The organism is Caulobacter sp. GW821-FHT05F04 (assembly GCF_059419665.1).
Map to the genome: position 1 here is coordinate 18,377 of NZ_JBWKSF010000009.1, position 24,378 is coordinate 42,754.

At 66.0% G+C, this 24,378-nt stretch carries 23 protein-coding genes; 13 read left to right on the plus strand and 10 right to left on the minus strand.

The window, feature by feature from the left end:
* Positions 1-102: 102 nt before the first annotated feature.
* Positions 103-1,080, minus strand: coding sequence for a UDP-glucose 4-epimerase GalE (gene galE / locus AC07R7_RS20955; protein WP_494636466.1), 978 nt, complete (start codon positions 1,078-1,080; stop codon positions 103-105).
* A gap of 194 nt (positions 1,081-1,274) precedes the next feature.
* Between galE and AC07R7_RS20960 the strand changes: the two genes are divergently transcribed.
* Complete coding sequence (locus tag AC07R7_RS20960) at positions 1,275-2,582, plus strand: UDP-glucose dehydrogenase family protein (RefSeq protein ID WP_494636467.1); 1,308 nt, start codon at positions 1,275-1,277, stop codon at positions 2,580-2,582.
* Positions 2,583-2,584: 2 nt separating this feature from the next.
* Positions 2,585-3,559 (plus strand): NAD-dependent epimerase/dehydratase family protein, encoded by a 975-nt coding sequence (locus AC07R7_RS20965; RefSeq protein WP_492887429.1) that lies wholly within the window; start codon positions 2,585-2,587, stop codon positions 3,557-3,559.
* Here AC07R7_RS20965 and AC07R7_RS20970 read toward each other — a convergent pair.
* From AC07R7_RS20970 to AC07R7_RS20990, 5 genes are all read right to left on the minus strand, one after another.
* The gene (locus AC07R7_RS20970) at positions 3,547-4,440 is read right to left on the minus strand and encodes a DMT family transporter (protein ID WP_492837749.1); all 894 of its coding nucleotides are present in this window, start codon (positions 4,438-4,440) and stop codon (positions 3,547-3,549) included. The genes AC07R7_RS20965 and AC07R7_RS20970 overlap by 13 nt on opposite strands.
* Positions 4,437-5,327: an SDR family NAD(P)-dependent oxidoreductase gene (locus AC07R7_RS20975; protein WP_494636468.1), complete on the minus strand. Its 891-nt coding sequence runs from the start codon at positions 5,325-5,327 to the stop codon at positions 4,437-4,439. The genes AC07R7_RS20970 and AC07R7_RS20975 overlap by 4 nt, the downstream gene beginning before the upstream one ends.
* 109 nt (positions 5,328-5,436) lie before the next feature.
* Complete coding sequence (locus tag AC07R7_RS20980; protein WP_494636469.1) at positions 5,437-5,628, minus strand: hypothetical protein; 192 nt, start codon at positions 5,626-5,628, stop codon at positions 5,437-5,439.
* Between the two features lie 65 nt (positions 5,629-5,693).
* On the minus strand, positions 5,694-6,611 hold the full coding sequence (locus tag AC07R7_RS20985) for a WecB/TagA/CpsF family glycosyltransferase (protein ID WP_494636470.1): 918 nt from the start codon (positions 6,609-6,611) through the stop codon (positions 5,694-5,696).
* A gap of 117 nt (positions 6,612-6,728) precedes the next feature.
* Positions 6,729-7,727 (minus strand): NADPH:quinone oxidoreductase family protein, encoded by a 999-nt coding sequence (locus AC07R7_RS20990; RefSeq protein ID WP_492837755.1) that lies wholly within the window; start codon positions 7,725-7,727, stop codon positions 6,729-6,731.
* 70 nt (positions 7,728-7,797) lie between these two features.
* On the opposite strand from AC07R7_RS20990, the gene AC07R7_RS20995 reads away from it, so the two are divergent.
* The 4 genes from AC07R7_RS20995 to AC07R7_RS21010 all read left to right on the plus strand — a co-directional run bounded on the left by AC07R7_RS20995 (position 7,798) and on the right by AC07R7_RS21010 (position 12,497).
* Entirely contained in the window at positions 7,798-8,676 is an 879-nt protein-coding gene (locus AC07R7_RS20995; protein ID WP_494636471.1) for an isoaspartyl peptidase/L-asparaginase family protein, read from the plus strand.
* Between the two features lie 87 nt (positions 8,677-8,763).
* Positions 8,764-10,401 (plus strand): phosphoglucomutase (alpha-D-glucose-1,6-bisphosphate-dependent), encoded by a 1,638-nt coding sequence (pgm, locus tag AC07R7_RS21000; protein WP_494636472.1) that lies wholly within the window; start codon positions 8,764-8,766, stop codon positions 10,399-10,401.
* A 44-nt stretch (positions 10,402-10,445) separates the two neighbouring features.
* Complete coding sequence (locus AC07R7_RS21005) at positions 10,446-12,104, plus strand: lysine--tRNA ligase (protein WP_494636473.1); 1,659 nt, start codon at positions 10,446-10,448, stop codon at positions 12,102-12,104.
* A 183-nt stretch (positions 12,105-12,287) separates the two neighbouring features.
* Positions 12,288-12,497 carry a hypothetical protein gene (locus AC07R7_RS21010; protein ID WP_492887422.1) on the plus strand — a complete coding sequence of 70 codons (210 nt, stop codon included), beginning with the start codon at positions 12,288-12,290 and terminating at the stop codon, positions 12,495-12,497.
* 75 nt (positions 12,498-12,572) lie between these two features.
* On the opposite strand, the gene AC07R7_RS21015 is transcribed toward AC07R7_RS21010, so the two are convergent.
* Complete coding sequence (locus AC07R7_RS21015) at positions 12,573-13,232, minus strand: S24 family peptidase (protein WP_492887421.1); 660 nt, start codon at positions 13,230-13,232, stop codon at positions 12,573-12,575.
* 193 nt (positions 13,233-13,425) lie between these two features.
* On the opposite strand from AC07R7_RS21015, the gene AC07R7_RS21020 reads away from it, so the two are divergent.
* The 7 genes from AC07R7_RS21020 (at position 13,426) to AC07R7_RS21050 (ending at position 21,648) form a co-directional block, all read left to right on the plus strand.
* A complete protein-coding gene (locus AC07R7_RS21020) occupies positions 13,426-13,905 on the plus strand; it encodes a MerR family transcriptional regulator (protein ID WP_125157280.1) in 480 nt (159 codons plus the stop codon).
* A 90-nt stretch (positions 13,906-13,995) separates the two neighbouring features.
* Positions 13,996-15,789 (plus strand): acyl-CoA dehydrogenase C-terminal domain-containing protein, encoded by a 1,794-nt coding sequence (locus AC07R7_RS21025; RefSeq protein WP_494636474.1) that lies wholly within the window; start codon positions 13,996-13,998, stop codon positions 15,787-15,789.
* A gap of 2 nt (positions 15,790-15,791) precedes the next feature.
* Complete coding sequence (locus tag AC07R7_RS21030) at positions 15,792-16,955, plus strand: acyl-CoA dehydrogenase family protein (protein WP_494636475.1); 1,164 nt, start codon at positions 15,792-15,794, stop codon at positions 16,953-16,955.
* A complete protein-coding gene (locus tag AC07R7_RS21035; RefSeq protein ID WP_494636476.1) occupies positions 16,952-17,335 on the plus strand; it encodes a hypothetical protein in 384 nt (127 codons plus the stop codon). Before AC07R7_RS21030 ends, AC07R7_RS21035 begins: the two co-directional genes overlap by 4 nt.
* A 107-nt stretch (positions 17,336-17,442) precedes the next feature.
* Positions 17,443-18,648 (plus strand): acetyl-CoA C-acetyltransferase, encoded by a 1,206-nt coding sequence (locus AC07R7_RS21040; RefSeq protein WP_492887417.1) that lies wholly within the window; start codon positions 17,443-17,445, stop codon positions 18,646-18,648.
* An 18-nt stretch (positions 18,649-18,666) separates the two neighbouring features.
* Entirely contained in the window at positions 18,667-20,865 is a 2,199-nt protein-coding gene (locus AC07R7_RS21045; protein ID WP_494636477.1) for a 3-hydroxyacyl-CoA dehydrogenase NAD-binding domain-containing protein, read from the plus strand.
* Between the two features lie 132 nt (positions 20,866-20,997).
* Positions 20,998-21,648 (plus strand): hypothetical protein, encoded by a 651-nt coding sequence (locus AC07R7_RS21050; RefSeq protein ID WP_494636478.1) that lies wholly within the window; start codon positions 20,998-21,000, stop codon positions 21,646-21,648.
* A gap of 7 nt (positions 21,649-21,655) precedes the next feature.
* On the opposite strand, the gene AC07R7_RS21055 is transcribed toward AC07R7_RS21050, so the two are convergent.
* From AC07R7_RS21055 to AC07R7_RS21065, 3 genes are all read right to left on the minus strand, one after another.
* On the minus strand, positions 21,656-21,955 hold the full coding sequence (locus AC07R7_RS21055) for a hypothetical protein (protein WP_492887414.1): 300 nt from the start codon (positions 21,953-21,955) through the stop codon (positions 21,656-21,658).
* Between the two features lie 537 nt (positions 21,956-22,492).
* The gene (locus AC07R7_RS21060; RefSeq protein ID WP_494636479.1) at positions 22,493-23,713 is read right to left on the minus strand and encodes an HNH endonuclease; all 1,221 of its coding nucleotides are present in this window, start codon (positions 23,711-23,713) and stop codon (positions 22,493-22,495) included.
* Between the two features lie 127 nt (positions 23,714-23,840).
* Positions 23,841-24,374, minus strand: a complete 534-nt coding sequence (locus AC07R7_RS21065) for a hypothetical protein (protein WP_494636480.1) — start codon at positions 24,372-24,374, stop codon at positions 23,841-23,843.
* Positions 24,375-24,378: the final 4 nt, after the last annotated feature.

Here is a 24,378-nt window from a genome sequence, read left to right on the forward strand (position 1 = left end):
CAGCGAGAGTTGCAAATAAAGCGTTTCGCGCGAGTTTCCGGCGACATCTGGTCAGAACGGCCGGGCGGCACGGGTCGAATTTGCCCGCTCGATGACCAGCGTTCAGCCGTTCGCTTGAGCCTGATGCCACTTCCAGGCGCTGGACAGGATGGCGTCGAGATCCCGCGACGGGCTCCAGCCCAGCTGCGCGCGGGCCTTGGTGTTATCGCCCACCAGGATCGGGGCGTCGCCTGGGCGTCGCGGCGCCATCTGGACGGCCAGCGGCTTGCCCACGGCGCGGCCGACGCCATCGACCAGCTCGCGCACCGTCGTGCCCGTGCCGGTGCCCAGGTTGTAGGATTCCGACGAGCCGCCCGCCAGCAGACGCTTCAGCGCCGAGACGTGGGCGTCGGCCAGGTCCAGTACGTGGACGTAGTCGCGCACCGCCGTGCCGTCGCGGGTGTCGTAGTCGTCGCCGAAGATCGTGAAGTGCGAGCGTTGGCCCAGGGCGACCTGGATCGCCAGCGGGATGGCGTGGGTTTCCGGCTCGTGCCACTCGCCGATGCGGCCCTCGGGGTCGGCGCCGGCGGCGTTGAAGTAGCGCATCACGGCGCTACGGAAGCCGACATAGCGGTCGTAGTCGGCCAGGGCCTGCTCGACCATCAGCTTGCTGCGTCCATAGGGATTGAGCGGCGCCTGCGGGTGATCCTCGGCCATCGGCAGGGTCACCGGGTCGCCGAAGGTGGCGCAGGTCGAGGAAAACACCAGGGCCTCGACCCCGGCCCGTCGCGCGGCCTCGATTAGGGTGATCGTCCCGCCGACATTGTTGTCGAAGAAGGCGCCAGGGTTCTTGACCGACTCCCCGACCTCGATGCGGGCGGCGAAGTGCAGGACGGCGATCGGCTTGTGCTGGGCGAACACCGCGTCCAGGCGGGCGGCGTCGCGGATGTCGCCGACTTCCAGCGGTCCCCACTGCACGTGCTCGCGGTGGCCGTTGGACAGGTCGTCGAAGACCACGGGTCTGAAGCCCGCCGCCGCCAGGGCCAGGCAGGTGTGCGAGCCGACATATCCGGCGCCGCCGGCCACGAGTACGGTTTGCATCGGAATCTCCACGCCGTCGCTTCTCGCTAGCGATTTTGCATGACGCAGGGAAGGCGCTACCCGGCAAAGGTCATCAAGATGTCACGGGACCGAGCGTTTTGACGGTCGGCGCCGGGGCGGCTTGCCTCGGCGTCGCGATTGCTGGATTAGGCGGGAGCGCCGCGCGAGGCGCTCGTTCGGATCGGGAAGAATCGATGCGCGTAGCGATGATTGGCACGGGTTATGTGGGCCTGGTGTCTGGGGCGTGTTTCGCCGACTTTGGTCACGTGGTGACGTGCATCGACAAGGACCCGAGCAAGATCGAGCGCCTGGAGAAGGGCGAAATCCCGATCTTCGAGCCGGGCCTGGATGACCTGGTGGCCCGCAACGTCCGTGAGGGCCGGCTGTTCTTCACGCTGGACGGCGCGCAGGCCATCAAGGACGCCGACGCGGTGTTCATCGCCGTGGGCACGCCCACCCGTCGCGGCGACGGTCATGCGGATCTCTCCTACGTCTACGCCGCGGCCGAGGAGATCGCCGGCCTGATCGACGGCTTCACGGTGGTGGTCACCAAGTCGACCGTGCCGGTCGGCACCGGCGACGAGGTCGAGGCGATCATCAAGAAGACGCGGCCCGACGCCCAGTTCGCGGTGGTGTCGAACCCTGAGTTCCTGCGCGAGGGCGCGGCGATCGAGGACTTCAAGCGCCCTGATCGCGTGGTGGTCGGCACCGACGATGAGCGCGCCCAGGCGGTGATGCGCGAGCTCTATCGCCCGCTGTCACTGAACGAGACCCCGATCATCTTCACCGGCCGCCGGACCAGCGAGCTGATCAAGTACGCCGCCAACGCCTTCCTGGCGATGAAGATCACCTTCATCAACGAGATGGCCGACCTCTGCGAAGTGGTGGGCGCGGACGTGCAGCAGGTCGCCAAGGGCATCGGCCTGGACAAGCGGATCGGCGGCAAGTTCCTGAACGCCGGCCCCGGCTATGGCGGATCGTGCTTCCCCAAGGACACCATCGCCCTGGTGCGCACGGCCCAGCAGTACGGCGCGCCCGTGCGGCTGATCGAGACCACGGTCGAGGTCAATGACGCCCGCAAGAAGGCCATGGCCGGCAAGGTGGCCAAGGCCATTGGCGCCGAGGACCTGACCGGCAAGACGATCGGCGTGCTGGGCCTGACCTTCAAGCCCAACACCGACGACATGCGCGACGCGCCGAGCCTGGACATCGTCCCGGCCCTGCAGGCCCTGGGCGCCAAGGTGCAGGCGTTCGATCCGGAAGGCGCCAAGGAAGCCGCCCACATGCTCAAGGACGTCGAGTTCAAGTCAGGCGCCTATGAAGCCGCCGAGGGCGCCGACGCGCTGGTGATCATCACCGAGTGGGACCAGTTCCGGGCCCTGGATCTGGACCGCATCAAGCTCCTGATGGCGGCCCCGGTCGTGGTAGACCTGCGCAATGTCTACAAGCCCGCCGAGATGGTCCGGCATGGCTTCACCTACGCTTCCATCGGGCGCGGCTGAGCATGGGCAAGACTCCGATCATCGTCACGGGCGCGGCGGGCTTCGTGGGCTACCACGTGGCCGAGCGCCTGCTGGATCGCGGTGAGACGGTGATCGGCGTCGACGTGTTCAACACCTATTACGATCCGGCGCTGAAGGCGGCCCGGGCCGCGCGGCTGGAAGGCCGCGACGGCTTCACGATGGTCCGCATGGACATCGCCGAGCACGAGGCCTTCGCCGAACTGGTGAAGACCTCGGGCGCCAAGCGGGTCGTCCACCTGGCCGCCCAGGCCGGGGTCCGCTACTCGATCGAGAACCCGTTCGCCTACGAGCGCAGCAACCTGGCCGGCCACCTGTCGGTGCTGGAAGCCTGCCGCCATGCCGGGGCCGAGCACCTGGTCTACGCCTCCTCGTCCAGCGTCTATGGCGACCGGCCGCTGAACGGCGACGGCTTCCGCGAAACCGACCCGGCCGAGACCCCCGTATCGCTGTACGCCGCCACCAAGCGTTCGTGCGAACTGCTGAGCCAGAGCTACGCTCAGCTCTACGGCTTTCCGCAGTCGGGCCTGCGGTTCTTCACCGTCTATGGCCCCTGGGGCCGGCCGGACATGGCCTATTACGGTTTCACCGAGAAGATGCTGAAGGGTGAGACGATCGAGGTCTATGGCGAGGGCAAGATGGCCCGCGACTTCACCTATATCGACGACATCGTCGACGGTATCCTGGGCGTGCTCGACCATCCGCCGGCCCAAGGCGGGCATGAGGTCTACAACATCGGCGACAACGATCCGGTCGGACTGTTGGACATGATCTCGACGCTGGAAGCCGCGCTCGGGATCGAGGCCAAGAAGGTCTTCCTGCCAATGCAGCCCGGCGACGTGCCGGCGACCTTCGCCAATATCGACAAGCTCCAGGCGCTCTGCGGCTACCAACCCAAGGTCAAGCTGGCCGAAGGCTTGGCCAGGTTCGTCCAATGGCGGAGAAGCTACGCCGGCTGAAGCATCGCCCGCCTCGACAGCTGGTGCTCGCGCCAGGAGATGAACAGGGTCGACGCGACCACGATCGCCGCGCCGACGATCACCGCCGGCTTGGGAACCTCGTGGAACAGCAGTAAGCCCGCGCCCACGGCGAAAACCAGCCGGGTATAGTCGATCGGGGCCATGACCGCCGCCTCTCCGGCCTCCATGCCCTTGATGTAGGCGCCTTGGGTCAAGGTGCCGATCACGCCCATGGCGGCCAGCAGACCCAGGTCCGGCAGGGTCGGCCACCGCCAGACGAACAGGGCTGGAGGGATGGCGAACACCAGGCCCAGCACGGCGGCGTAGACCAGCAACACGAACGGGCTGTGGTCGCGGGTCATGACCTTCATGCCGGTGATGGTCAGGGCGAACAGGAAGGCCGAGATCAGGGCGCAGGCCTGGGGCCAGCCGATCCAGGCGGCGGCCCCGCCCGAGCCGGGCCTTAGCATGATCAGCACGCCAGCGAAGCCGACCAGGGCCGCGCCGATCCGCAAGGGTCCGATCGGCTCGCGCAGCACGAAGGCGGCCAGCGGGACAAGCCAGAGCGTCCGCGTGAACGACAGCGCGTTGGCGTCGGCCAGCGGCAGCTTCTGATAGGCGTAGAAGCCCATGATCAGCGCCAGCACTCCGGCGCTGGATCGGAAGATCAGGATGCCCGGCCGGGTCGTCCGGAACGCCGCGCGCCAGTCGCGGGCCATCAGCGGCAGGAGCACAAGCACCCCCGCCAACTGCCGGTAGAAGGTCTGCAGCGCGGCCGGATAGCCGGGTCCCAGGAACTTGATCAGGGTGGTCATCGCCGTAAAGCCGACCGCGGAGGCCAGCATCCACAGCGCGCCGCGCAGGTTCGGCGTGAGGGTCACCCCGCCGCGCCGGAGGCCACCAGCTGGGCGCGCATCGCCTCGGCCTGTTCGGGCGTGATGCCCATGGCCGCCAGGATCGGCGAGGGCGTGTTCTTGTCCCACGCGCTGCGCGGACCGACCGTGATGCCCCCGTCGACGACGATGTGGGTTCCGGTGACGAACTGGGAATCGTCGCTGGCCAGGTAGAGGGCGGCGGCGGCGATGTCCTCGGGCAGGCCCGACTTGGGGATCGGCTGGATCTTGGGACCGATCGAGGCGATCTGGGCGGCCATCTGGTCGGCGACCTCACGCGGCAGACCCATCGAGGCCCCGAAGATCGAGGTGGCGATCAGGCCCGGGCAGATGGCGTTGACCCGGATCTTCAGCGGGGACAGCTCGGCCGCCGCGCATCGGCTCATGTGGATCACCGCCGCCTTGGCCGCCGAATAGGCCAGCGGTCCGAAGCCGGCCTGCAGGCCCGCGATCGAGGCGGTGTTGATGATCGAGCCGCCGCCGCGCTTCAGCATCAGCGGCAGGGCGTGCTTCATGCCGATGGCCGGACCTCGCACCAGAAGGGCGAAGGTCTTGTCCCAGCCCTCCACCGTCAGTTCGGGAACGGCGGCGGGCGTGCCGCCGTGGCCGGCGTTGTTGAACAGGATGTCGAGGCCGCCGAAGCTCTCCTCGGCCATGGCCATGGTCCTGGCCAGATCGTCTTCCAAGGTGACGTCGCAGCGCGAGAAGCGGACGCGGTCGGGGAAACGCTTCTCCAGCATCTCGCCCTTTTCGGCCTGCAGATCGGCGGCGATCACGCTCGCCCCCTCGGCCACGAACAACTCGACCGCGCCGAGCCCGATGCCCGAGCAGCCCCCGGTGACGACGGCGACCTTGCCGTCCAGACGTCCGACCATGGAAATTTCCTCCGCGTCCCCGACCTCTTCGCGGGTCAGTGATCAATGATCATATTCGCGGAGCAAACGGTCGTTGGCTAGGGGTCTTGGACCCGGACGGGAGATGAAATCAGGCCGGGCGGCGAACCAGCGGCTGCAGGCGGCGCCCCAGGTGGCTGGCGGCCAGCCAGATCATGCACGGGATCAGCAGAACGGCCCACGCCAGACCCAGCCCGACCAGGCCCACGCCGGCGACGGCGCGGTGAGCGAAGCCGGAGCGCTCGTTGGCCTCCAGCGTCATGATGCGAATATCCAGACCCATTATCCCCAAGCCCCTCTTTCGAGATCGCCGTAACGGTGATCTCGGCCCCCACAGGCCATATTATCCTAGCGCGCTCCCTCGTTGCGCGCACGCATTTGCTCCCACCGGGCGTTTTCCGCCGCGCGGGTGTCGCTCGCCGCGCGCCTGCCCAGCGCCCGGACCACATCGTGACAGGCCAGGCCGACCAGCGACCAGGGCTCGACGCAGTAGCGCGAGAACAGGCGCTGCGGATCGACCATCAGCCGGAACAACCATTCCATGCCCATCGGGCCCATCCACCGCGGCGCGGCCTTCTGGACGCCGGCTTCGTAGTCGAAGGCGCCGCCCACGGTGAAGGTCGCGGCCGGGCCGTAGGCCTTGTGGTTCTCCAGCGTCCAGATTTCCTGGCGCGGCATGCCCATGCCGACCAGTACGATGTCCGGCGCGTAGTCGCGGATCGCCTCGATCACCGCGTCGTTGGCGGCCGAGCCGGGCTTGACGTCGAAATAGCCATGATGGCTGGCGATCTGGGCGGTCGGATAGTCCCGGTGGATGCGCTCGATGGCCTTCTCGGCCACGCCCGGGGCGCCGCCGACGAAGAAAACCTTCCAGTTCTTCCGCGTGGCCAGGGACCAGAAGTCGTCACGCCAGTCCAGATAGGTGCAGCGGTGGAAGCGCCGGCTGGCCCGGCCCACCAGCCGCGCCCAGAAGATCAGTGGCACGCTGTCGACCTCGATCAGGTCGGCCTGCTTGTAGAACGCGCCGACCTGGTGGTCCTTGCCGATCAGATAGAGGCTGTGAAGGTTGTGGTTGGCGACGATGACGCTCTGGCGTGCTTCCAGCTTGCCGGTGACGAAATGGAACACCTCTTCCGGGCGCACCAGATCCATGACCCCGCCGAGCACGCGCACGCGCTCTTCGGGGCGCCGCGTCAGGCGATAGGGTCGGCGCGGCGCGGCGGGCGCCGCGTCGTTCATTCCGCTCTGTTCCTGGGGGACGAACATCGCCGCAGAGTCTCCTAGTCTTGAGGAGCACTCTGCGGGAATGTCGTGTTTCCTTTGCTAAAAAGGATACTTAGCGCGATTTAACCACGATGGTGTTCACCATTCTAGGCAACCATTCTATTCAACCGTGATCACCACCTTGCCCATGGCCTTGCGGCTGGAGAGGTGGGCGATGGCCTCGCCCGCCCGGGCTAGCGGGAAGCGCTCGGAAACGTAGGGCTTGATCTTGCCCTCGGCATAGAGGCCCATCAGGTCCTTGAGGTTCTGGGCGTGGCCCTTGGGATCGCGCGCCACCGCCGCGCCCCAGAACACCCCGACGATGTCGCAAGACTTCAACAGCGTGAGATTCAACGGGATTTTCGGAATCCCCGACGGGAAGCCGATAACCAGGAAGCGGCCGTTCCAGCCGGCGGCGCGGATCGTCGCCTCCGAATAGTCGCCGCCGACGGCGTCATAGGCGACGTCCCAGCCATTGGGTCCGCAGGCGTCCTTGATCAGGTTGGCTAGCGCCTTCTGGCCGTCCTTGTCGAACGGGCCGCGCGGATAGACGACGCCGCTGTCGGCGCCGTGCTTGATGGCCAGATCGACCTTCTCCTGGCTGGAGGCTGCGGCAATAACACGCGCCCCCGCCGCCTTGCCCAGTTCGACGGCGGCCAGGCCCACGCCCCCGGCGGCCCCCAGAACCAGTAGGGTCTCGCCGGCCTTCAGCGCGCCGCGGTCCTTCAGGGCGTAGTAAGAAGTGCCATAGGTCAGGACGAAGGCGGCGGCCTCGTCGAACGGCATGTTGTCAGGAATGGGGGTGCAGCGCTGCTCTTCCAGGGCCAGCTTCTCGGCGAAACCGCCCCAGCCGGTCGAGGCCAGCACACGGTCGCCGACCTTGAAGCGGGTGACGCCCTCGCCGACCGCGGCGATCACGCCCGACACTTCGCCGCCCGGCGCGAACGGCCGCGTCGGCTTGAACTGGTACTTGTCCTCGATGATCAGGACATCGGGATAGTTGACCCCGCAGGCCTTGACGTCGATCAGCACCTGACCGGGGCCGGCGACAGGATCGGGCAGCTCCTCCAGCACCAGGGTCTCGGGACCGCCGACTTCCTTGCTGAGCACCGCCTTCATATCGCCTCTCCCAGGTTTCTTGATTAAGAGGGCCGGACGCTAGCGCGGGACGCCGGGCCAAGGAAGCAGAATGTCAAACAACCGTTTTAGTCTCGCCCTGCACGGTGGCGCGGGGGCCAAGCGCGGCCACGACTACACCGTCGAGATCGCCCATATGCGCGGCCTGGTCGAGACGGCCCGCGACCGGCTGGCCGCTGGGGCCAGCGCCCTGGACGTCGCGGTCGAGACCGTCGTCGCTCTGGAGGCCAGCGGTCTCTATATCGCCGGCAAGGGCGCATCGCCCAACGCCGATGGCGCGTACGAGCTGGACGCCAGCCTGATGGACGGCCCCACCCTGCGGGCCGGTTCGGTGGCCGCCCTGCAGGGCTTCAAGAGCCCGATCCTGGCCGCCCGAGCGGTGATGGAAGAGACCCCCAACGTGATGCTGGCCGGTCAGGGCGCGATCGACTTCGCCCGCGACCAGGGACTGGAAAGGGTCGAGGATCCGGAAGCCTGGTTCACCCGCGCCGGGGCGTTCGAGGACAATCATCCGCCGGACGCCTTGCCGACCGGCACCGTCGGCTGCGTGGTTCGCGACGCCGAGGGCCGGTTGGCGGCCGCGACCTCGACGGCCGGGGTGTTCGGTAAGCGGCCGGGCCGGGTGGGAGACTCGCCGATCATCGGCGCGGGCGCCTGGGCCGATGGCTATGCGGCGGTCTCCTGCACCGGCCAGGGCGAATATTTCATCCGCACCGCCGTCGCCGCCCAGATCGCCCACAGGGTGCGGTTCGGCGGCGAGAGCCTGCAAAGCGCGGCGCGGGCGGCGATCCAGGGCGTGGCGGACTTGGGCGGCCATGGCGGATTGGTCTGCGTGGATCGGAAAGGCGATATCGCCATGCCGTTCGCGTCGAGCGGCCTGAAGCGGGCGGCGCTGCTGCTGGACGGAACGATCGTCAGCGATGCGTTCTGAAGCCGCAGATAGTTGATGAAATCGTCTTGAACCGCCTCTAGGGGTTGGCCGTCGCCGTCCGACGTCGAACCATAACCTGGGGTCTTCATGCACAGCCGCGCCGGCCTTCGCGCTCTTCCCGAGGATCTGATCGACCTCGACGCGCTGATCAGCGCCTATTTCGAGATCAAGCCCGATGTCGCCAACCCCGCCCAGAAGGTGGTGTTCGGCACCTCGGGTCACCGCGGCTCCAGCCTGGACGGCGGCTTCAATGAGAACCACATCCTGGCCGTCACCCAGGCCGTGGTCGAGCATCGCGCGGCCCAGGGGATCACCGGTCCGATCTTCGTCGGCCGCGACACCCACGGCCTGTCCGAGCCGGCCTTCCGCTCGGTGCTGGAAGTCCTGGCCGGCAACGGCGTCACCGCGCTGATCGACAGCCGCGACGGCTTCACCCCGACCCCGGCGGTCTCGCACGCCATCCTGACGCACAACCGTGAGAACGCGGCGCGGGCCGACGGCCTGCTGCTGACGCCGTCGCACAATCCGCCTCGCGACGGCGGCATCAAGTACAATCCACCGAGCGGCGGCCCGGCCGACAGCGACGCGACCTCGGCCATCGCCGCCCGCGCCAACGACCTGCTGGCCCAGGGCCTGGCGGGCGTGAAGCGCGTCAGCTTCGACGAGGCCCACAAGGCCGCGGGCCGGTATGACTTCCTCGCCCGCTATGTCGACGACCTGCCCAGCGTCATCGACGTGGAGACCATCCGCGCGGCGGGGGTGCGCATCGGCGCCGATCCGCTGGGCGGGGCGGCCGTGGCCTATTGGGGCGAGATCGCCGAACGCCACGGGCTGAACCTGACGGTGGTCAACGCCGCGGTCGATCCGCGCTGGGCGTTCATGCCGCTCGACACCGACGGCAAGATCCGCATGGACTGCTCGTCGTCGTCGGCCATGGCCAACCTGATCGAGATCATGAAGGGCGGCGCGGCCTATGACGTCGCCACCGGCAACGACGCCGACGCCGACCGCCACGGCATCGTCACGCCCGACGGCGGGCTGATGAACCCCAACCACTATCTGGCCGCGGCGATCTCGTACCTGTTCACCCACCGCCCAGGCTGGGGCGCGGACGTCGCTGTCGGCAAGACCCTGGTCTCGTCCTCGATGATCGATCGTGTGGTGGCCGGGCTCGGCCGCCGCCTGCTCGAGGTGCCGGTCGGCTTCAAATATTTCGTGCCCGGCCTGCTGGACGGTTCGGTCGGCTTCGGCGGCGAGGAATCGGCCGGCGCGGCCTTCCTGCGCCACGACGGCTCGGTGTGGACCACCGACAAAGACGGGATCCAGCTGGCCCTGCTGGCCGCCGAGATCCAGGCCAGAACGGGCAAGAGCGCCAGCCAGCTCTATGCCGACCTGACCAAGAAGTACGACGCTCCATCCTACGCCCGCGTAGACGCCCCGGCGACTCGCGAGGAGAAGGCGCGCCTGTCCAAGCTCAGCCCCAGTGACGTCAGCGCCAAGACTCTGGCCGGCGAGCCGATCACCGACATCCTCACCAACGCCCCCGGCAACGGCGAGGCGATCGGCGGCCTGAAGGTTGTGACGCAAAATGCCTGGTTCGCCGCGCGCCCCTCGGGCACCGAGGACGTCTACAAGATCTACGCGGAGTCGTTCCTGGGGCCGGATCACCTGAAGCAGGTCCAGGCCGAGGCGCGTGAGGTGGTGGCCGGGGCGTTGAAGGGCTGACGCAAAGCTGGCCCTTCGCGCCCACACCGCTTATACCGCCCCGCATGTTTGAAGGCCTCTCCCCCCTCGCCCGCGAAGCCCGCTCCTGGCCGTTCGAGCAGGCGCGCGCCACCATCGCCCGCGTCCTGCGCGTGCGCCTTCCCGACCGCGCCGACCAGGAAGCCGCCAAGGCCCTGATCGACGCCGGCAAGACCGACGAGGCGGTGAAAGCCTTTCCGGCCCTCTCCAAGGCCGTGATCTTCGAGACCGGCTATGGTCCATCGGGCCTGCCGCACCTGGGCACCTTCGGCGAGGTGGCGCGCACGACCATGGTGCGCCAGGCCTTCCGCGCGCTGGTCGACGACCACATCCCCACGCGCCTGATCGCCTTCAGCGACGACATGGACGGCCTGCGCAAGGTTCCCGACAACATCGAGAACAAGCAGCCGCTGATCGAGGACCTGGGCAAGCCGCTGACCGTCGTCCGTGACCCCTTCGGCACCCATGACAGCTTCGGCGCCCACAACAACGCCCGCCTGCGCGCGTTCCTGGACGGCTTCGGCTTCGAGTATGAGTTCGTCTCGTCGACCGAGTGCTACAAGAGCGGCCTGTTCGACGCGACGCTGCTGATCGCCCTGGAGCGCTTCGACGCTATCCAGAAGGTCATGCTGCCGACCCTGGGCGAAGAGCGCCGCGCGACCTATTCGCCGTTCCTCCCGGTCAGCCCGACCACCGGCAAGGTGCTGCAGGTTCCGACCCTGGAGCGCAACGTCGAGAAGGGCACGATCGTCTTCGAGGACGAGGACGGCAGCAAGGTCGAGGTCCCGGTCACCGGCGGCCACGTGAAGATGCAGTGGAAGCCCGACTGGGCCATGCGCTGGACCGCTCTAGGCGTCGACTACGAGATGTCGGGCAAGGACCTGATCGACTCGGTCAAGGCCTCGGGCGCGATCTGCAGGGCCCTGGGCGGCGTGCCTCCGGAAGGCTTCAACTACGAGCTCTTCCTGGACGAGAACAACCAGAAGATCTCCAAGTCCAAGGGCAACGGCCTGTCGATGGAGGACTGGCTGCGCTACGGCGCGCCGGAGAGCCTGTCGTACTACATGTTCCAGAGCCCCAAGTCGGCCAAGAAGCTCTATTTCGACGTCATCCCCAAGGCGACCGACGAGTACCTGCAGCAGCTGGACGCCTTCCAGCGCCAGGAGCCGGCCAAGCAGTTGGACAATCCCGTCTGGCACATCCACTCGGGCCGCCCGCCGCAACACGGCTCGCCGGTGTCGTTCAGCCTGATGCTGAATCTGGTTTCGGCCGCCGACGCCTCGACCAAGGAGATCCTCTGGGGCTTCCTGTCGCGCTACATCCCGGGCGCCTCGCCGGAAACCCAGCCGCTGCTGGACCGCCTGGCCGGCTACGCGATCAACTACTACGAGGACTTCGTCAAACCGACGAAGACCTTCCGCGCCCCGACCGACCAGGAGCGCGCCGCGATGCTGGACCTCTTGGCCAAGCTGAAAGCCATGCCAGCCGACGCGCCGGACGCGGAGCTGATCCAGAACGAGGTGTTCGAGGTCGGCAAGACCCACGGCTTCGACCCGCTCCGCGCCTGGTTCCAGGCGCTGTACGAGGTGCTGCTGGGTCAGAGCCAGGGCCCGCGCTTCGGCTCGTTCGCGGCGATCTTCGGCATCGACCGGACGATCGCGCTGATCGAAGAGAAGCTGGGCTAATCCCGCTCCCGCGTCGCGCGGCGTCAACGGCGCTGCTTGCGCGCGCCGGGTGAATCCGCGCACCCTGCGACACCATGTCCTTGAAAATGAACGAAGTCTGAAAACGCGGTTAAGGGTCCGACCACCTTTCGGAGTCTAGGTTCGGACCATCAGAACCAAGATCAGTCATCAAGGTTTAGGACCATGGCTTCGTTCACTCTCCGCCCCGCCGACCGTCAGGAATTCGATTCCCTTCTGGGCGGGATCATCCAGCAGTTCCCCGACGCCCATGTCGAGGCCGCGCACAACGACACCTGGGCGTCGTACCGCCTGGACGTGTCGTGCGAGGATCCCTCGGCCGGTCCGTTGATCGCCTGGCTGCTCGACAGCCACGCCAACTGCCCGCGCACGTAAGCGCGATAGCCGAAAGTGGTCGCCGGTTTCGGCGGCCGTCGCGCGCCAAGCAAAAATGCGACTATAGGGTCGGCCCTACTGGCTGACCCAGACGATCCGCGCGACCCAGGCGACCTCGTCCCGCGAAAGCAGGCGGGGTGCGCCCAAGTGGTCCAGGGCGACAAGTTCGAGGGTTCGGGCCGTCACCCGCCCCAGCTCCCGCACCAGCACCTCGCCAGCGTTCGTCCGCGCCACCACGCGGTCGCCCTTGCGCGGCTCCTGATTAGGCGAGACCAGCAGGCGGTCGCCGTCGCGATAGACCGGCGCGAGCTCGGCGCCCGTCACTTCCAGCGCGAACAGGCCCTCGCCCAGATCCGGGGCGGCGACCTCGTCCCAGCCGGCCCCGACCGGCATACCTGCATCGTCGAAGAACCCGTCCTGCCCGGCCTGGGCCAGGCCGATCAGCGGCGCGCCGCGCGCGCGCCCAAGCATCCCGCTAGGCGTCCGCACCGGCGTGCGTTCGGTCAGGGCCGCGAACTCCGAGAAATTGACCCCCGTCGCTTCCAGCAGCTTGGCCAGGCTCTCGGTGGAGGGCCAGCGCGCGCGGCCATCGGCTTCGGCCGAGCCGCGCTTGGAGCGGTTGAAGCTGGTGGGATCCAGGCCCGCCATGCGGGCCATGGCCGAGGGCGTCATGTCGAAACGCTCGGCCAGGGCGTCGATGGCCCGCCAGATTTCGCCGTGAGAGAGGGTCGCCACTGACGCCTCCTTGAGCGCTGTCTTACCGAGGAAAATACGCCTCGCGAGCTAGGAAAGTAAACCTATCGCTGATCCTTATATTGACGTTTACGTAAGCGTTGACGTCTGCCTGGGATCGGGTTTAGGGTGATCAACGATAACAAAGCGGCCCGGCCGCGGTAGCCAGGCCCTCTTCATTGGGAGGTTTCCATCCATGGCCGACCTGCGACGCCCCGAGCGGACCTTCACGATCCGCCAGCTCTGCAACGAATTCAAAGCCACGCCGCGCGCCCTGCGCTTCTACGAGGACAAGGGCCTGCTGAATCCGGCCCGCGAGGGCCTGAACCGCGTCTATTCCCACAAGGATCGCGTCCGCCTGCAGCTGATCCTGCGCGGCAAGCGCGTGGGTCTGTCGCTGACCGAGATCCGCGAACTGCTCGACCTCTATGACGAGAACGACGAGGGCGCGGCGCAGATGGCCCGCTCGCTGAAGAAGTTCCGTGAACGCGCCAACGCACTGGAGCAACAGCGCGAAGACATCGACAACGCCCTGATCGAGCTGCGCGAAGCCTGCAACCGCCTGGAACGTCGCCTCGCCGAGATCCGACCCGACCTGCTGCCCCGCGCGGCCGACTACGAACAGGTGCTGCGCGCCCGCCTCGACGGTCACGCCGAAGCCATGCTGGGCAAGTAAGACCTTCCGCGACGCCGCCTCCGTGCAAGACGCGCGAGAGACGGCGACCGCACATCCGTTTTTCCTCCCGATCCTAGCCAGGACCGTTTCATGACTTACCAGCCGCCCGTTCGCGACCACGCCTTCATCCTGCGTGACGTGCTCAACATCGATCAGCACGGCGATCTGCCCGGCTTCTCCGACGCGCCTTTCGAGACCGTGGAGCAGATCCTCGAGGCCGCCGCCCAGTTCACCGGCGAAGTCCTGGCCCCGCTGAACACGGTCGGCGACAAGACCGGCTGCAAGCTGGATCCGGCCACCAACCTCGTCACCACCCCGCCGGGCTTCAAGGACGCCTACAAGAAGCTGTGCGAAGGCGGCTGGACCGGCCTGGGCTCGGATCCCGCCTATGGCGGCCAGGGCCTGCCCTACGTCGTCAACCTGGCCTTCAGCGAGATGTCGAGCTCGGCCAACATGGCCTTCTCGATGTATCCGGGCCTGGCCCACGGCGCCTATTCGGCCATCCATACGGGCGGCACCGACGAACAGAAGCAGACCTACCTGCCCAAGATGGTGAGCGGCGAATGGACCGGCACCATGAACCTGACCGAGCCCCACTGCGGCACGGACCTGGGTCTCCTGCGCACCAAGGCGGTCCCGCAGGCGAACGGCAGCTACAAGATCACCGGCCAGAAGATCTGGATCTCGGCCGGCGAGCACGACATGTCGGACAACATCGTCCACCTCGTCCTGGCCCGCATCGAGGGCGCCCCGGCCGGCGTGAAGGGCATCAGCCTGTTCATCGTGCCGAAGTTCTTCCCCAAGGCCGACGGCTCGGTCGGCGAGCGTAACCAGGGCGTCAAGTGCGTCGGCCTGGAAGAGAAGATGGGCATCCACGGCAACGCCACCTGCGTCATGCAGTACGACGACGCCGAGGGCTATCTGATCGGCGAGGAAAACGCCGGCCTGAAGATCATGTTCGTGATGATGAACGAGGCCCGCCTGGGCGTCGGCATGCAGGGCGTGGCCCAGGGCGAGGCCGCCTACCAGGCCGCCGTCGCCTTCGCCAAGGACCGCCTGCAGGGCCGCTCGCTGACGGGTCCGAAGAACGCCGACGGCCCGGCCGATCCGATCATCGTCCACCCGGACGTGCGCCGCATGCTGCTGGAGAGCAAGGCCCTGATCGAGGGCGGTCGCGCCTTCCTGTTCTGGACCGCCCTGCACGGCGACCTCTCGCACGTCCACCCGGACGCGGCGGTGCGCGAGAAGTCGGCCGACTACATGGGCCTGATGACGCCGGTGCTGAAAGGCTATCTGACCGACAAGGGCTTCGAGGTCTGCTCCAACGCGGTGCAGGTGCACGGCGGCAGCGGCTTCACCGAGCACTTCCCGGTCAGCCAGTTCATGCGCGATTGCCGCATCGCCCTGATCTACGAAGGCACCAATGGCGTCCAGGCCCTGGACCTGGTTGGCCGCAAGCTGGCCTCCAAGGGCGGCCGCGCGGTCATGACCTTCTTCCAGGAAATCGACCAGTTCATCGGCGAGAACGACGCCGACGAGAGCCTGAAGCCCTTCATCGAAGCCCTGGCGGGCGTGAAGGCGCAGTTGCAGGACGGCACCATGTGGCTGATGCAGAACGGCCTGCAGAACCCCGACAACGCCGGCGCGGCCTCGACCGACTACATGCACCTCTTCGGCCTGACCGGCCTGGCGTACATGTGGGCGTTGATGGCCAAGGCGGCCAACGCCAAGATCGCGGCCGGCTCGTCCGACCCGTTCTTCACGACCAAGCTGGTCACGGGCCGCTATTTCATCGAACGCATCTTGCCTGACGCCGGGGCACACCTGGCCAAGCTGAAGACCGGTTCGGCGACCCTGATGACGCTGCCCGCGGAGGCCTTCTGATCATGAGCGTGCTCAACGTCGAAAAGCCCGCCTTCATGGCCGAAGAGGACATCGCGATCTTCGAGGACGCGGTGGGCAAGTTCTTCGATGAGCACGCGCCGGAAGCGACGGTCGCGAAATGGCGCAAGAACCATTGCGTCGACCGCGACATGTGGACCAAGGCGGGGGAGGCCGGCTTGCTCGGCCTCTCCACGCCCGATCAGTACGGCGGAGCCGGCGGCGACTATCGCCACGAGGTCGTGCTGATGGACATGCTGGGCCGCAAGGGCGTCGACGGCTTCGGCATCAGCCTGCACAACGCCATCGTCATGCCGTACATCTTTCACTACGGCACGGAAGAGCAGAAGCAGCGCTGGCTGCCCCGCCTGGCCACCGGCGAGTTGGTCGGCGCCATCGCCATGACCGAGCCGGGCGCCGGTTCGGATCTGCAAGGCATCAAGACTTCCGCCAAGCAGGTCGGCAACCAGTACGTCATCAACGGCTCCAAGACCTTCATCACCAATGGCCAGACGGCCAATCTGATCATCGTCGTCGCCAAGACCGACCCGACCGGCGGCGCGCGCGGCACCAGCCTGCTGATCGTCGAGACCGACGGAACCGAAGGCTTCGAGCGCGGCCGTAACCTCGACAAGCTGGGTCACGAGGCCCAGGACACCTCCGAGCTGTTCTTCAACGACGTGAAGGTCCCGACCGAGAACCTGCTGGGAACCGACGAAGGCCAGGGCTTCTTCCAGCTGATGGGCCAGCTGCCGCAGGAACGCCTGAACATCGCCGTGCAGGGCATGGCGACGATCGAGCGCGCGCTGGAGCTGACCATCGCCTACGTCAAGGACCGCAAGGCGTTCGGCAAGGCGATCATCGATTTCCAGAACACCCAGTTCGTCATGGCCGAGTGCAAGACCGAGGCGACCGTGGCCCGTGTCTTCACCAACCATTGCATCGAGCAGCACCTGACCGGCAAGCTGGACGCGGCCACCGCCTCGATGGCCAAGTACTGGGTCTCGGACCTGGAAAACAAGATCGTCGACCGCTGCCTGCAGCTGTTCGGCGGCTACGGCTTCATGAACGAGTATCCGATCGCGCGCATGTACAAGGACAGCCGCATCCAGCGCATCTACGGCGGCACCAACGAGATCATGAAACTCCTGATCGCGAGGACGCTGTGATCGTACTGCCTCTCATCGCGCTGCTGGCCGGCCCCGCCGCGCCGGCTCCCGCTCAAGCCGACGCCCGCTCGGCCGTGGTCTGCGTGCGCGCCGCCCCCGGTCCGCGCCCCCTGACCTTCTCCGGCGAGCTGGTCGGCAAGCGCCCGCAACCTGGCGCCTTCAAGCTGCCGCTGACACCGCCCGGCAAAGACGTCTGCAACACGCTGCTGCGCTCGAAGATCGCCGAGTGGAAGCTGGAGGTCACGACCTCTGGCTTCACCGCCTGCTCGCTGCCGCCGCCCGAGTTCGGCTCGCGCCTCTACTATCGGGCCAAGGCCGGCGCCAGCGGCCTGAAGTGCGAGCCCATCGGCAAGTACCCGATCGGCAACTGGAAACAATAGGGCCGGTCTCCAACACCCCTTCAAAGGTGGGAGCATTTTCCTTCGGAAAACACCCCGGCCGCCGCTTTCAACGACACGAACACCACTTCGCAGGAAGGAGCCATTCCATGGCTGACGCTTACATTTTCGACGCCGTGCGCACCCCGCGCGGCAAGGGCAAGAAGGACGGGTCTCTGCACGAGATCACGTCCCTGTCCCTGGCTTCCCAGGTGCTGGAAGCCCTGCGTGACCGCAACAACCTGGATACCAGCAAGGTCGACGACGTCATCCTGGGCTGCGTCGCCCCCGTCGGCGAGCAGGGCAGCGACATCGCCCGCACCGCCGTCCTGACCGCCGACTACGCCGAAAGCGTCGCCGGCGTGCAGATCAACCGCTTCTGCGCCTCGGGCCTGGAAGCCGTGAACATGGCCGCGGCCAAGGTCGCCTCGGGTGAAGCCCAGATGGCCATCGGCGGCGGTGTCGAGAGCATGAGCCGTGTGCCCATGGGCAGCGACGGCGGCGCCTGGCCGACCGACCCGTCCTCGGCCTTCAAGACCTATTTCGCCCCACAGGGCGTCTCGGCCGACCTGATCGCCTCGCTCTATGGCTTCAGCCGCGACGACGTCGACGCCTACGCCGTCGAGAGCCAGAAGCGCGCCGCCGCCTCGTGGGCCGATGGTCGCTTCAAGAAGTCGGTGATCGGGGTCAAGGACCAGTTGGGCCTGACCATCCTGGATCATGACGAGACCGTGCGCGGCTCGACCACCATGCAGACCCTGGCCTCGTTGAACCCCTCGTTCACGGGCATGGGCGAGATGGCCTTCGACGCCGTGGTCACCCAGCGCTATCCGCAGGTCGAGAAGATCAACCACGTCCACCACGCCGGCAACAGCTCGGGCATCGTCGACGGCGCCGCGGGCGTGCTGATCGGCACCAAGGAAATGGGCGAGGCCCTGGGCCTGAAGGCCCGCGGCCGCATCAAAGGCGCGGCCTCGATCGGCAGCGAACCCTCGATCATGCTGACCGGCCCCTCGCTGGTCACCGAAAAGCTGCTCAAGCGCCTGGGCATGAGCGTCAAGGACATCGACCTCTATGAGCTGAACGAGGCCTTCGCCGCCGTCGTCCTGCGCATGATGCAGGCGCTGGACATCCCGCACGACAAGATGAACGTCAACGGCGGCGCCATCGCCATGGGTCACCCCCTGGGCGCCACCGGCGCGATGCTGATCAGCACCATGCTCGACGAGCTGGAACGCTCGGACAAGGAAACCGCCCTGATCACCCTGTGCGTCGGCGCCGGCATGGGCACCGCCACCGTCATCGAACGCGTCTAAGGCCGAGGAGCTAACACCATGGAAAACTTCAAGATCGAGGTCGATTCCGACGGCGTGGCCCTGGTCACCTTCGACGTGCCCGGCCGCTCGATGAACACCCTGACCGCTTCGGTCATCAAGGAAATCGGCGAGGTGGTCGAGACCATCAAGTCGGACGCGGCCATCAAGGGCGCCGTCATCACCTCGGGCAAGACGACCGGCTTCTGCGCCGGCGCCGACCTCGGTGAGCTCGGTGGTTCGGGCGGCCTGGGCGGCGGCAAGCCGGGCGAAGAGGGCCTGAAAGCCGCCTTCGAGGCCGGCTTCGCGCTGAACAAGGCGTTCCGCGCCCTGGAGACCTGCGGCAAGCCGGTGGCCGCGGCCATCAACGGCCTGGCCATGGGCGGCGGCCTGGAGATCACCCTGGCCTGCCACTATCGCGTGGTCGCCGATAATCCGAAGATCCAGCTGGCCCTGCCGGAAGCCAAGGTCGGCCTGCTGCCGGGCGCCGGCGGCACCCAGCGCCTGCCGCGCCTGATGGGCGTGATGGCCGCCGCGCCGTACCTGCTGGAAGGCAAGTCGATGAAGCCGGCCGAGGCCCTGGCCAACAAGGTCGTGCACGAGGTGGTCCCGGCCGACCAGGTGGTGGAAGCCGCCAAGACCTGGGTCAAGACCAAGGGCGATCCCGTCGCCCCGTGGGACAAGAAGGACTTCAAGCTTCCGGGCGGCGGTCCCTACACTCCGACCGGCAGCCAGGTCTTCGTGATGGGCAACGCCATGCTGCGCAAGCAGACCTACGGCAACTACCCGGCCCAGCTGAACATCATGAAGGCGGTCTATGAGGGCACGCAGGTGCCGTTCGACGCCGCCCTGCGGATCGAGACCCGCTACTTCCTCAAGACCATGATGACGCCCCAGGCCAAGGGCATGATCCGCACCCTGTTCCTCTCCCTGCAGGAGCTGGGCAAGGGTTCGGGCCGTCCGGCCAATGTCCCGCACTATGACGTCAAGAAGGTCGCCGTCCTGGGCGCCGGCATGATGGGCGCGGGCATCGCCTATGTCCAAGCCATGGCCGGCATCGAGAGCGTGCTGATCGACCAGACGCAGGAAGCCGCCGAGAAGGGCAAGTCCTACGCCGAGGGCCTGGTCAAGAAGGCCGTCTCGCGCGGCAAGATGACTCAGGAAAAGGGCGACGCGATCCTGGCCCTGATCACCCCGACCACCGACTACGGCCTGGTCAAGGGCTCGGACCTGGTCGTGGAAGCCGTGTTCGAGAACCGCGACGTCAAGGCTGAAGTGACCAAGAAGGCCGAGGCCGAACTGGCCGACACCGCCATCTTCGGCTCCAACACCTCGACCCTGCCGATCACCGGCCTGGCCAAGGCCTCGGTGCGTCCGGCCTCGTTCATCGGCATCCACTTCTTCTCGCCGGTCGACAAGATGGGCCTGGTCGAGATCATCATGGGCCAGGAGACCAGCCAGGAAGCCCTGGCCAAGTCGATCGACTACGTCCTGAAGATCAAGAAGACCCCGATCGTCGTCAACGACAGCCGCGGCTTCTACACCAGCCGCTGCTTCGGCACCTTCGTGCAGGAAGGCCTGGAAATGATGGCCGAGGGCATCGCCCCCGCCATCATCGACAATGTCGGCCGCGCCACCGGCATGCCGCGCGGTCCGCTGGAGATGAACGACGACGTCGCCCTCGACCTCTCCTACAAGATCGGCGAGCAGACCAAGAAGGACCTCGGCGATAGGTACGAGGAGCGTCCGTTCGCCCCGGTGCTGGAAAAGATGGTCGTCGAACTGGGCCGCCTCGGCCGCAAGAACGGTAAGGGCTTCTACGACTATCCGGAAGGCGGTCAGAAGAAGCTGTGGCCGGGTCTGGCCGAACTGGCGCCGGTGACCATCAAGGACGCCGACGCCAAGCTGATCGAAGAGATCCGCACCCGCCTGCTGTATCGCCAAGCCGTCGAGGCGGCCCGCTGCTTCGAGGAAGGTGTCATCGTCGACCCGCGCGAGGCCGATGTCGGCGCCATCCTGGGCTGGGGCTTCGCGCCCTGGACCGGCGGCCCGATCAGCCTGATCGACGGCGTCGGCGCCAAGGCCTTCGTCGAAACCTGCGACCGCCTGGCCCAGCAGTACGGCAAGCGCTTCGCGCCGCCGGCCCTGCTGCGCGAGATGGCCGAAAAGGGCGAGACCTTCTACGGCCGCTTCGGCGTCAAGGCGAAGGCGGCGGCGTAAAGCTTCCAGCCTCATCGCTGAAACAGGTAAAGGCCCGGTGGAAACATCGGGCCTTTTTCTTGTCCCGTACGGCCACGCTCGCGCCGCATCGCGCGCATACCCATATCCAGCGCCGCAGCGCCTGGAGACATCATGAGTACGGCGATCGCCATCGGAACCTGGCGGCGCCCCTCACGACGGGATCTGCGGCGCAACCTCACGGCCCTGAGCGCGGTTCTGGCCGCTCACATCCTGGTGCTGCTGGCGCTGGTTTCCGGGGCGCGCTGGCTGCCGCAGCTGGTCGAGCCGCCGATCATCGAGGCGCAGCTGCTGGACGCGCCGTCCCGCCCTGTCGATACGTCCACGCCAGCCCCGATCGCGCCGGTCCAAGTCCGGCCAAGCGCCGCCTCGCCCTTGCCGTCCTCGCCCACGATCATTCCGGCCCCGTCCGTGGCGGCCAGGCCCTCCGGCCCGCCAGCCATCGTCGCCCCGCCCGGCTTCACCGCCCGCAAGCTGGTCGAGCAGAGCGATCAGACCCGCGAAAGCCTGCGCGAAAGCCTCGGTTGTCGGCACGAGAAGACCGTCGCCCTGAACCGCGACCAGAAGGCCGCCTGCGCCGAGGCCGACGGCCAGCGCTCGCGCACCGCCCCGATGTACGCCGCCATCGACCCGGACAAGAAAGCCGCCTTCGACGGCGACTGCGCCAAGGACGACGACTGGTGCCTCTACCGCGTCGGCAAGGGGCCCTATCCGGGGATCTTCGCCCTGGGCAAGAAGAAGAAGCGCAAGGGCTGGGACGACTGAGCGGCGCTTACGACTTGCTCACATCCATGCCCAGGGTCGGGCCGATGCCGTCCGGATGGTCGCCAAAATAGTGGCTCCCGCCCCGCTTTTTCGCCAGCGCTTCCAGGCGACCCCGCAGGCTGTCGTCCAGCTGCAAGGTCGGCCCGTCCGCCGGATCCTCGCCCTCATCCAATGGAATCGCCGCCGCGATCACCTGCCTCAACCGCTCCCCGAACCGCTCGTCGTCGGCGCTGCCTTCCTCTGGCGGTGAGTCGAGAAAGCTCATGACTTCCTCAAGGGCGGTATCGTCGTCGACGCGGTTGGGCATGCGGAACTCCTTCGAGACACGAACGAAGCCGTCGTGGCGAGAGTTCCTGATTTCAAAAAGGAAAGAAGAAGTGGTGCCGCCTAGGTGACTCGAACACCTGACCTACGCATTACGAAGTCGTTCTAGGTTTTCTGAAAAGTCTAATAGCTATAACTTCTTAATACTATTTTTGGCAATCCAAACCTTATCGCCCCAGACACTTCCCAATCTCGCCTTAACGCCCGAATCTACTTTACCTGAGTTACGCGCTTTCACGTGGGAAACACGGAAAATGTGACCTGCGCTATACCCACTCAAGGCGCGGCCCAAAGCGGACATCGCCGAGGCCAGAGATGGGTGGGTAGCCGTCATGAGACGGCACAAGCGATCGCAACGCTTTTTGAGCCGCTCGCCCAATCTTGCCAACACGCCGCCGGGCCTGTGAGCCGATGATCAGCGGTTCGGCATCTTCAACGCAGTTGCGGCCGTACTAACCCACTTTCAGACGGAAGCGGCGAGATTTCTGGACAACCTCTCGCGCACCTAATTTTAACGGCCCTATTTCTTCTTCGGGCCGGGCTTTTTGATGGTCAGCGGCTCTTCGAACGGCAGTTTAAGCACTTGATGTGCCACGCGTTCAGAGAGTTCTCTGACCATTTCCGTAAACCTTTCACCCTGCAACACCTCGCCCTCTTTGAAGTATTTATTGAATACTTCGTCAACTGCCCGACCTGTTTCCTTGGTGCGGCCCTTTTCAAAATAGGTGGCCATTGCAGCATCGAGGCGCTTATTTGTAGCACCCATCACATCTTGGTTGTCAGGACTGTCGAACCACTCGAACGAGAGGCTTTCATCCTTGGCGACTTTGTCGCTCCAAGTCGCCGGGTTAGTAGGGTCGGACGCTAGAGCGATTTCAAGGTTCGGAATGGCGCCGGCTTCAACAAGCACAACTCGCCAATACACTACATTGTACAGTCCGAAATAGCCGATAGTGCGCCCCGCATCATTAGTTCCAACATAAATAAAGCTAAAATGCGGCCCATATACTTTAGTGAGGTGACCCAAGATTTCGTCGGGAAGAAAGCGCGCGTCCTCCCTGACGGACGAATCCATAAAATCCTTTCCCCCCTGAAGCACAAACTCCCTGGCGGCGCGGAAACTATCGCCCTTTAGAAGATTCGATCCAACCACCGTTGCAAGCAGCGCCAGGCAAGATTTTGTAATCGAGCGAAATGCATCTTCGCCTCCAAAATGCAGCGAGACTGATATTTCAGGAGCGGGAGCGATGACCCGAGTTGCCTGGACTCCTTCAAATTGTTGCCAGATTTGTTCCTCCGACATTTTCGTGGCTGCGGCAATTTGCGGAACTAATTTGTGCAGGTGCTCAATACTGTTTGCATGAACGTTTACACCAAACCGCCCGTCGCCAAGGTCTTCAATCACGAAGGGCTTTTTCTTCAAATCCACGCTTCCGTCTGGGTTCAGGTCTACAGTTCCTTGGACCGAATCCACTTTCCTGACGCGCGGTGGAGTTTTCCCGTCACCTGACGGCATTTGAAACAGGTTGCGGATTGTCGCGGCCTGCGCCGCGATAGCCTGATCAATTGTACTTCCGAAATGTTCGTTGCACTTGCTGCATGTCGCCTGGCGCGTGGATTTCCGTCCACCGAGCGCATTCAGAAGGATGTGTTCAGGCTTGGTCTTTGGGCCAAGTGTGTTGTCGCAGAAGATGCAGGTTGAAGAGCGAGCTGCGAGCCCCTGTGCCGATACCTCAACCATTTCCACCCCCAGCTAAAATCCCTCATTAGTGGAAAAGAGTTCTCGTTGCAATTTTATCGGTCCCCACACGAGTGACCAATCGCCGCTCGCCGCGCCTCATTGATCGGGCAATGACGGCCGCGAACTGTTAGCGCCGAAGTGCCGCTTCCTCCGGCGACACCACGGCCCGAGACGCCTTCACGCGATACCCTTTCACGTCGTTTTCGTCGGCGCAGGGGGTTAGAGAGCCGGCTTTGGCCGCGCCGATGTCGAGAGCCTTGGTCGTGAACGGGGCGTTCGACATAGTCCAGACGGGTCGGTGAAAGCGGATCATCGGCTCCTTCAGCTTCCGAGCGATCTCCCGCGCTTGCGGACCGGACCCGGTAATCAGCACCTCCACCGCCAAGCGGTCGAGTTCCTCGTGGATGCGCTGGCCCGCGTAATGTCGTCGGCCACTGTCGCTGTCGCGTCGGAAATCGGACAAGCGCTTGGCCATGCCGCCCGACTTATCAGTGCCGGTGCCCACGACCATGATCTGGCCATCGAGCAACAGGCGGAAGAGACCAACCTCGAACCGCAAAGCAGAATGATAGCGCGTTAGACCACCCGAAACCGGCGTCCAACGGCTGTTCCAGTCTTCGAGGGCCAGACCGGCAATCAAAGGGTTGTGTGGGTTATCCATGTGG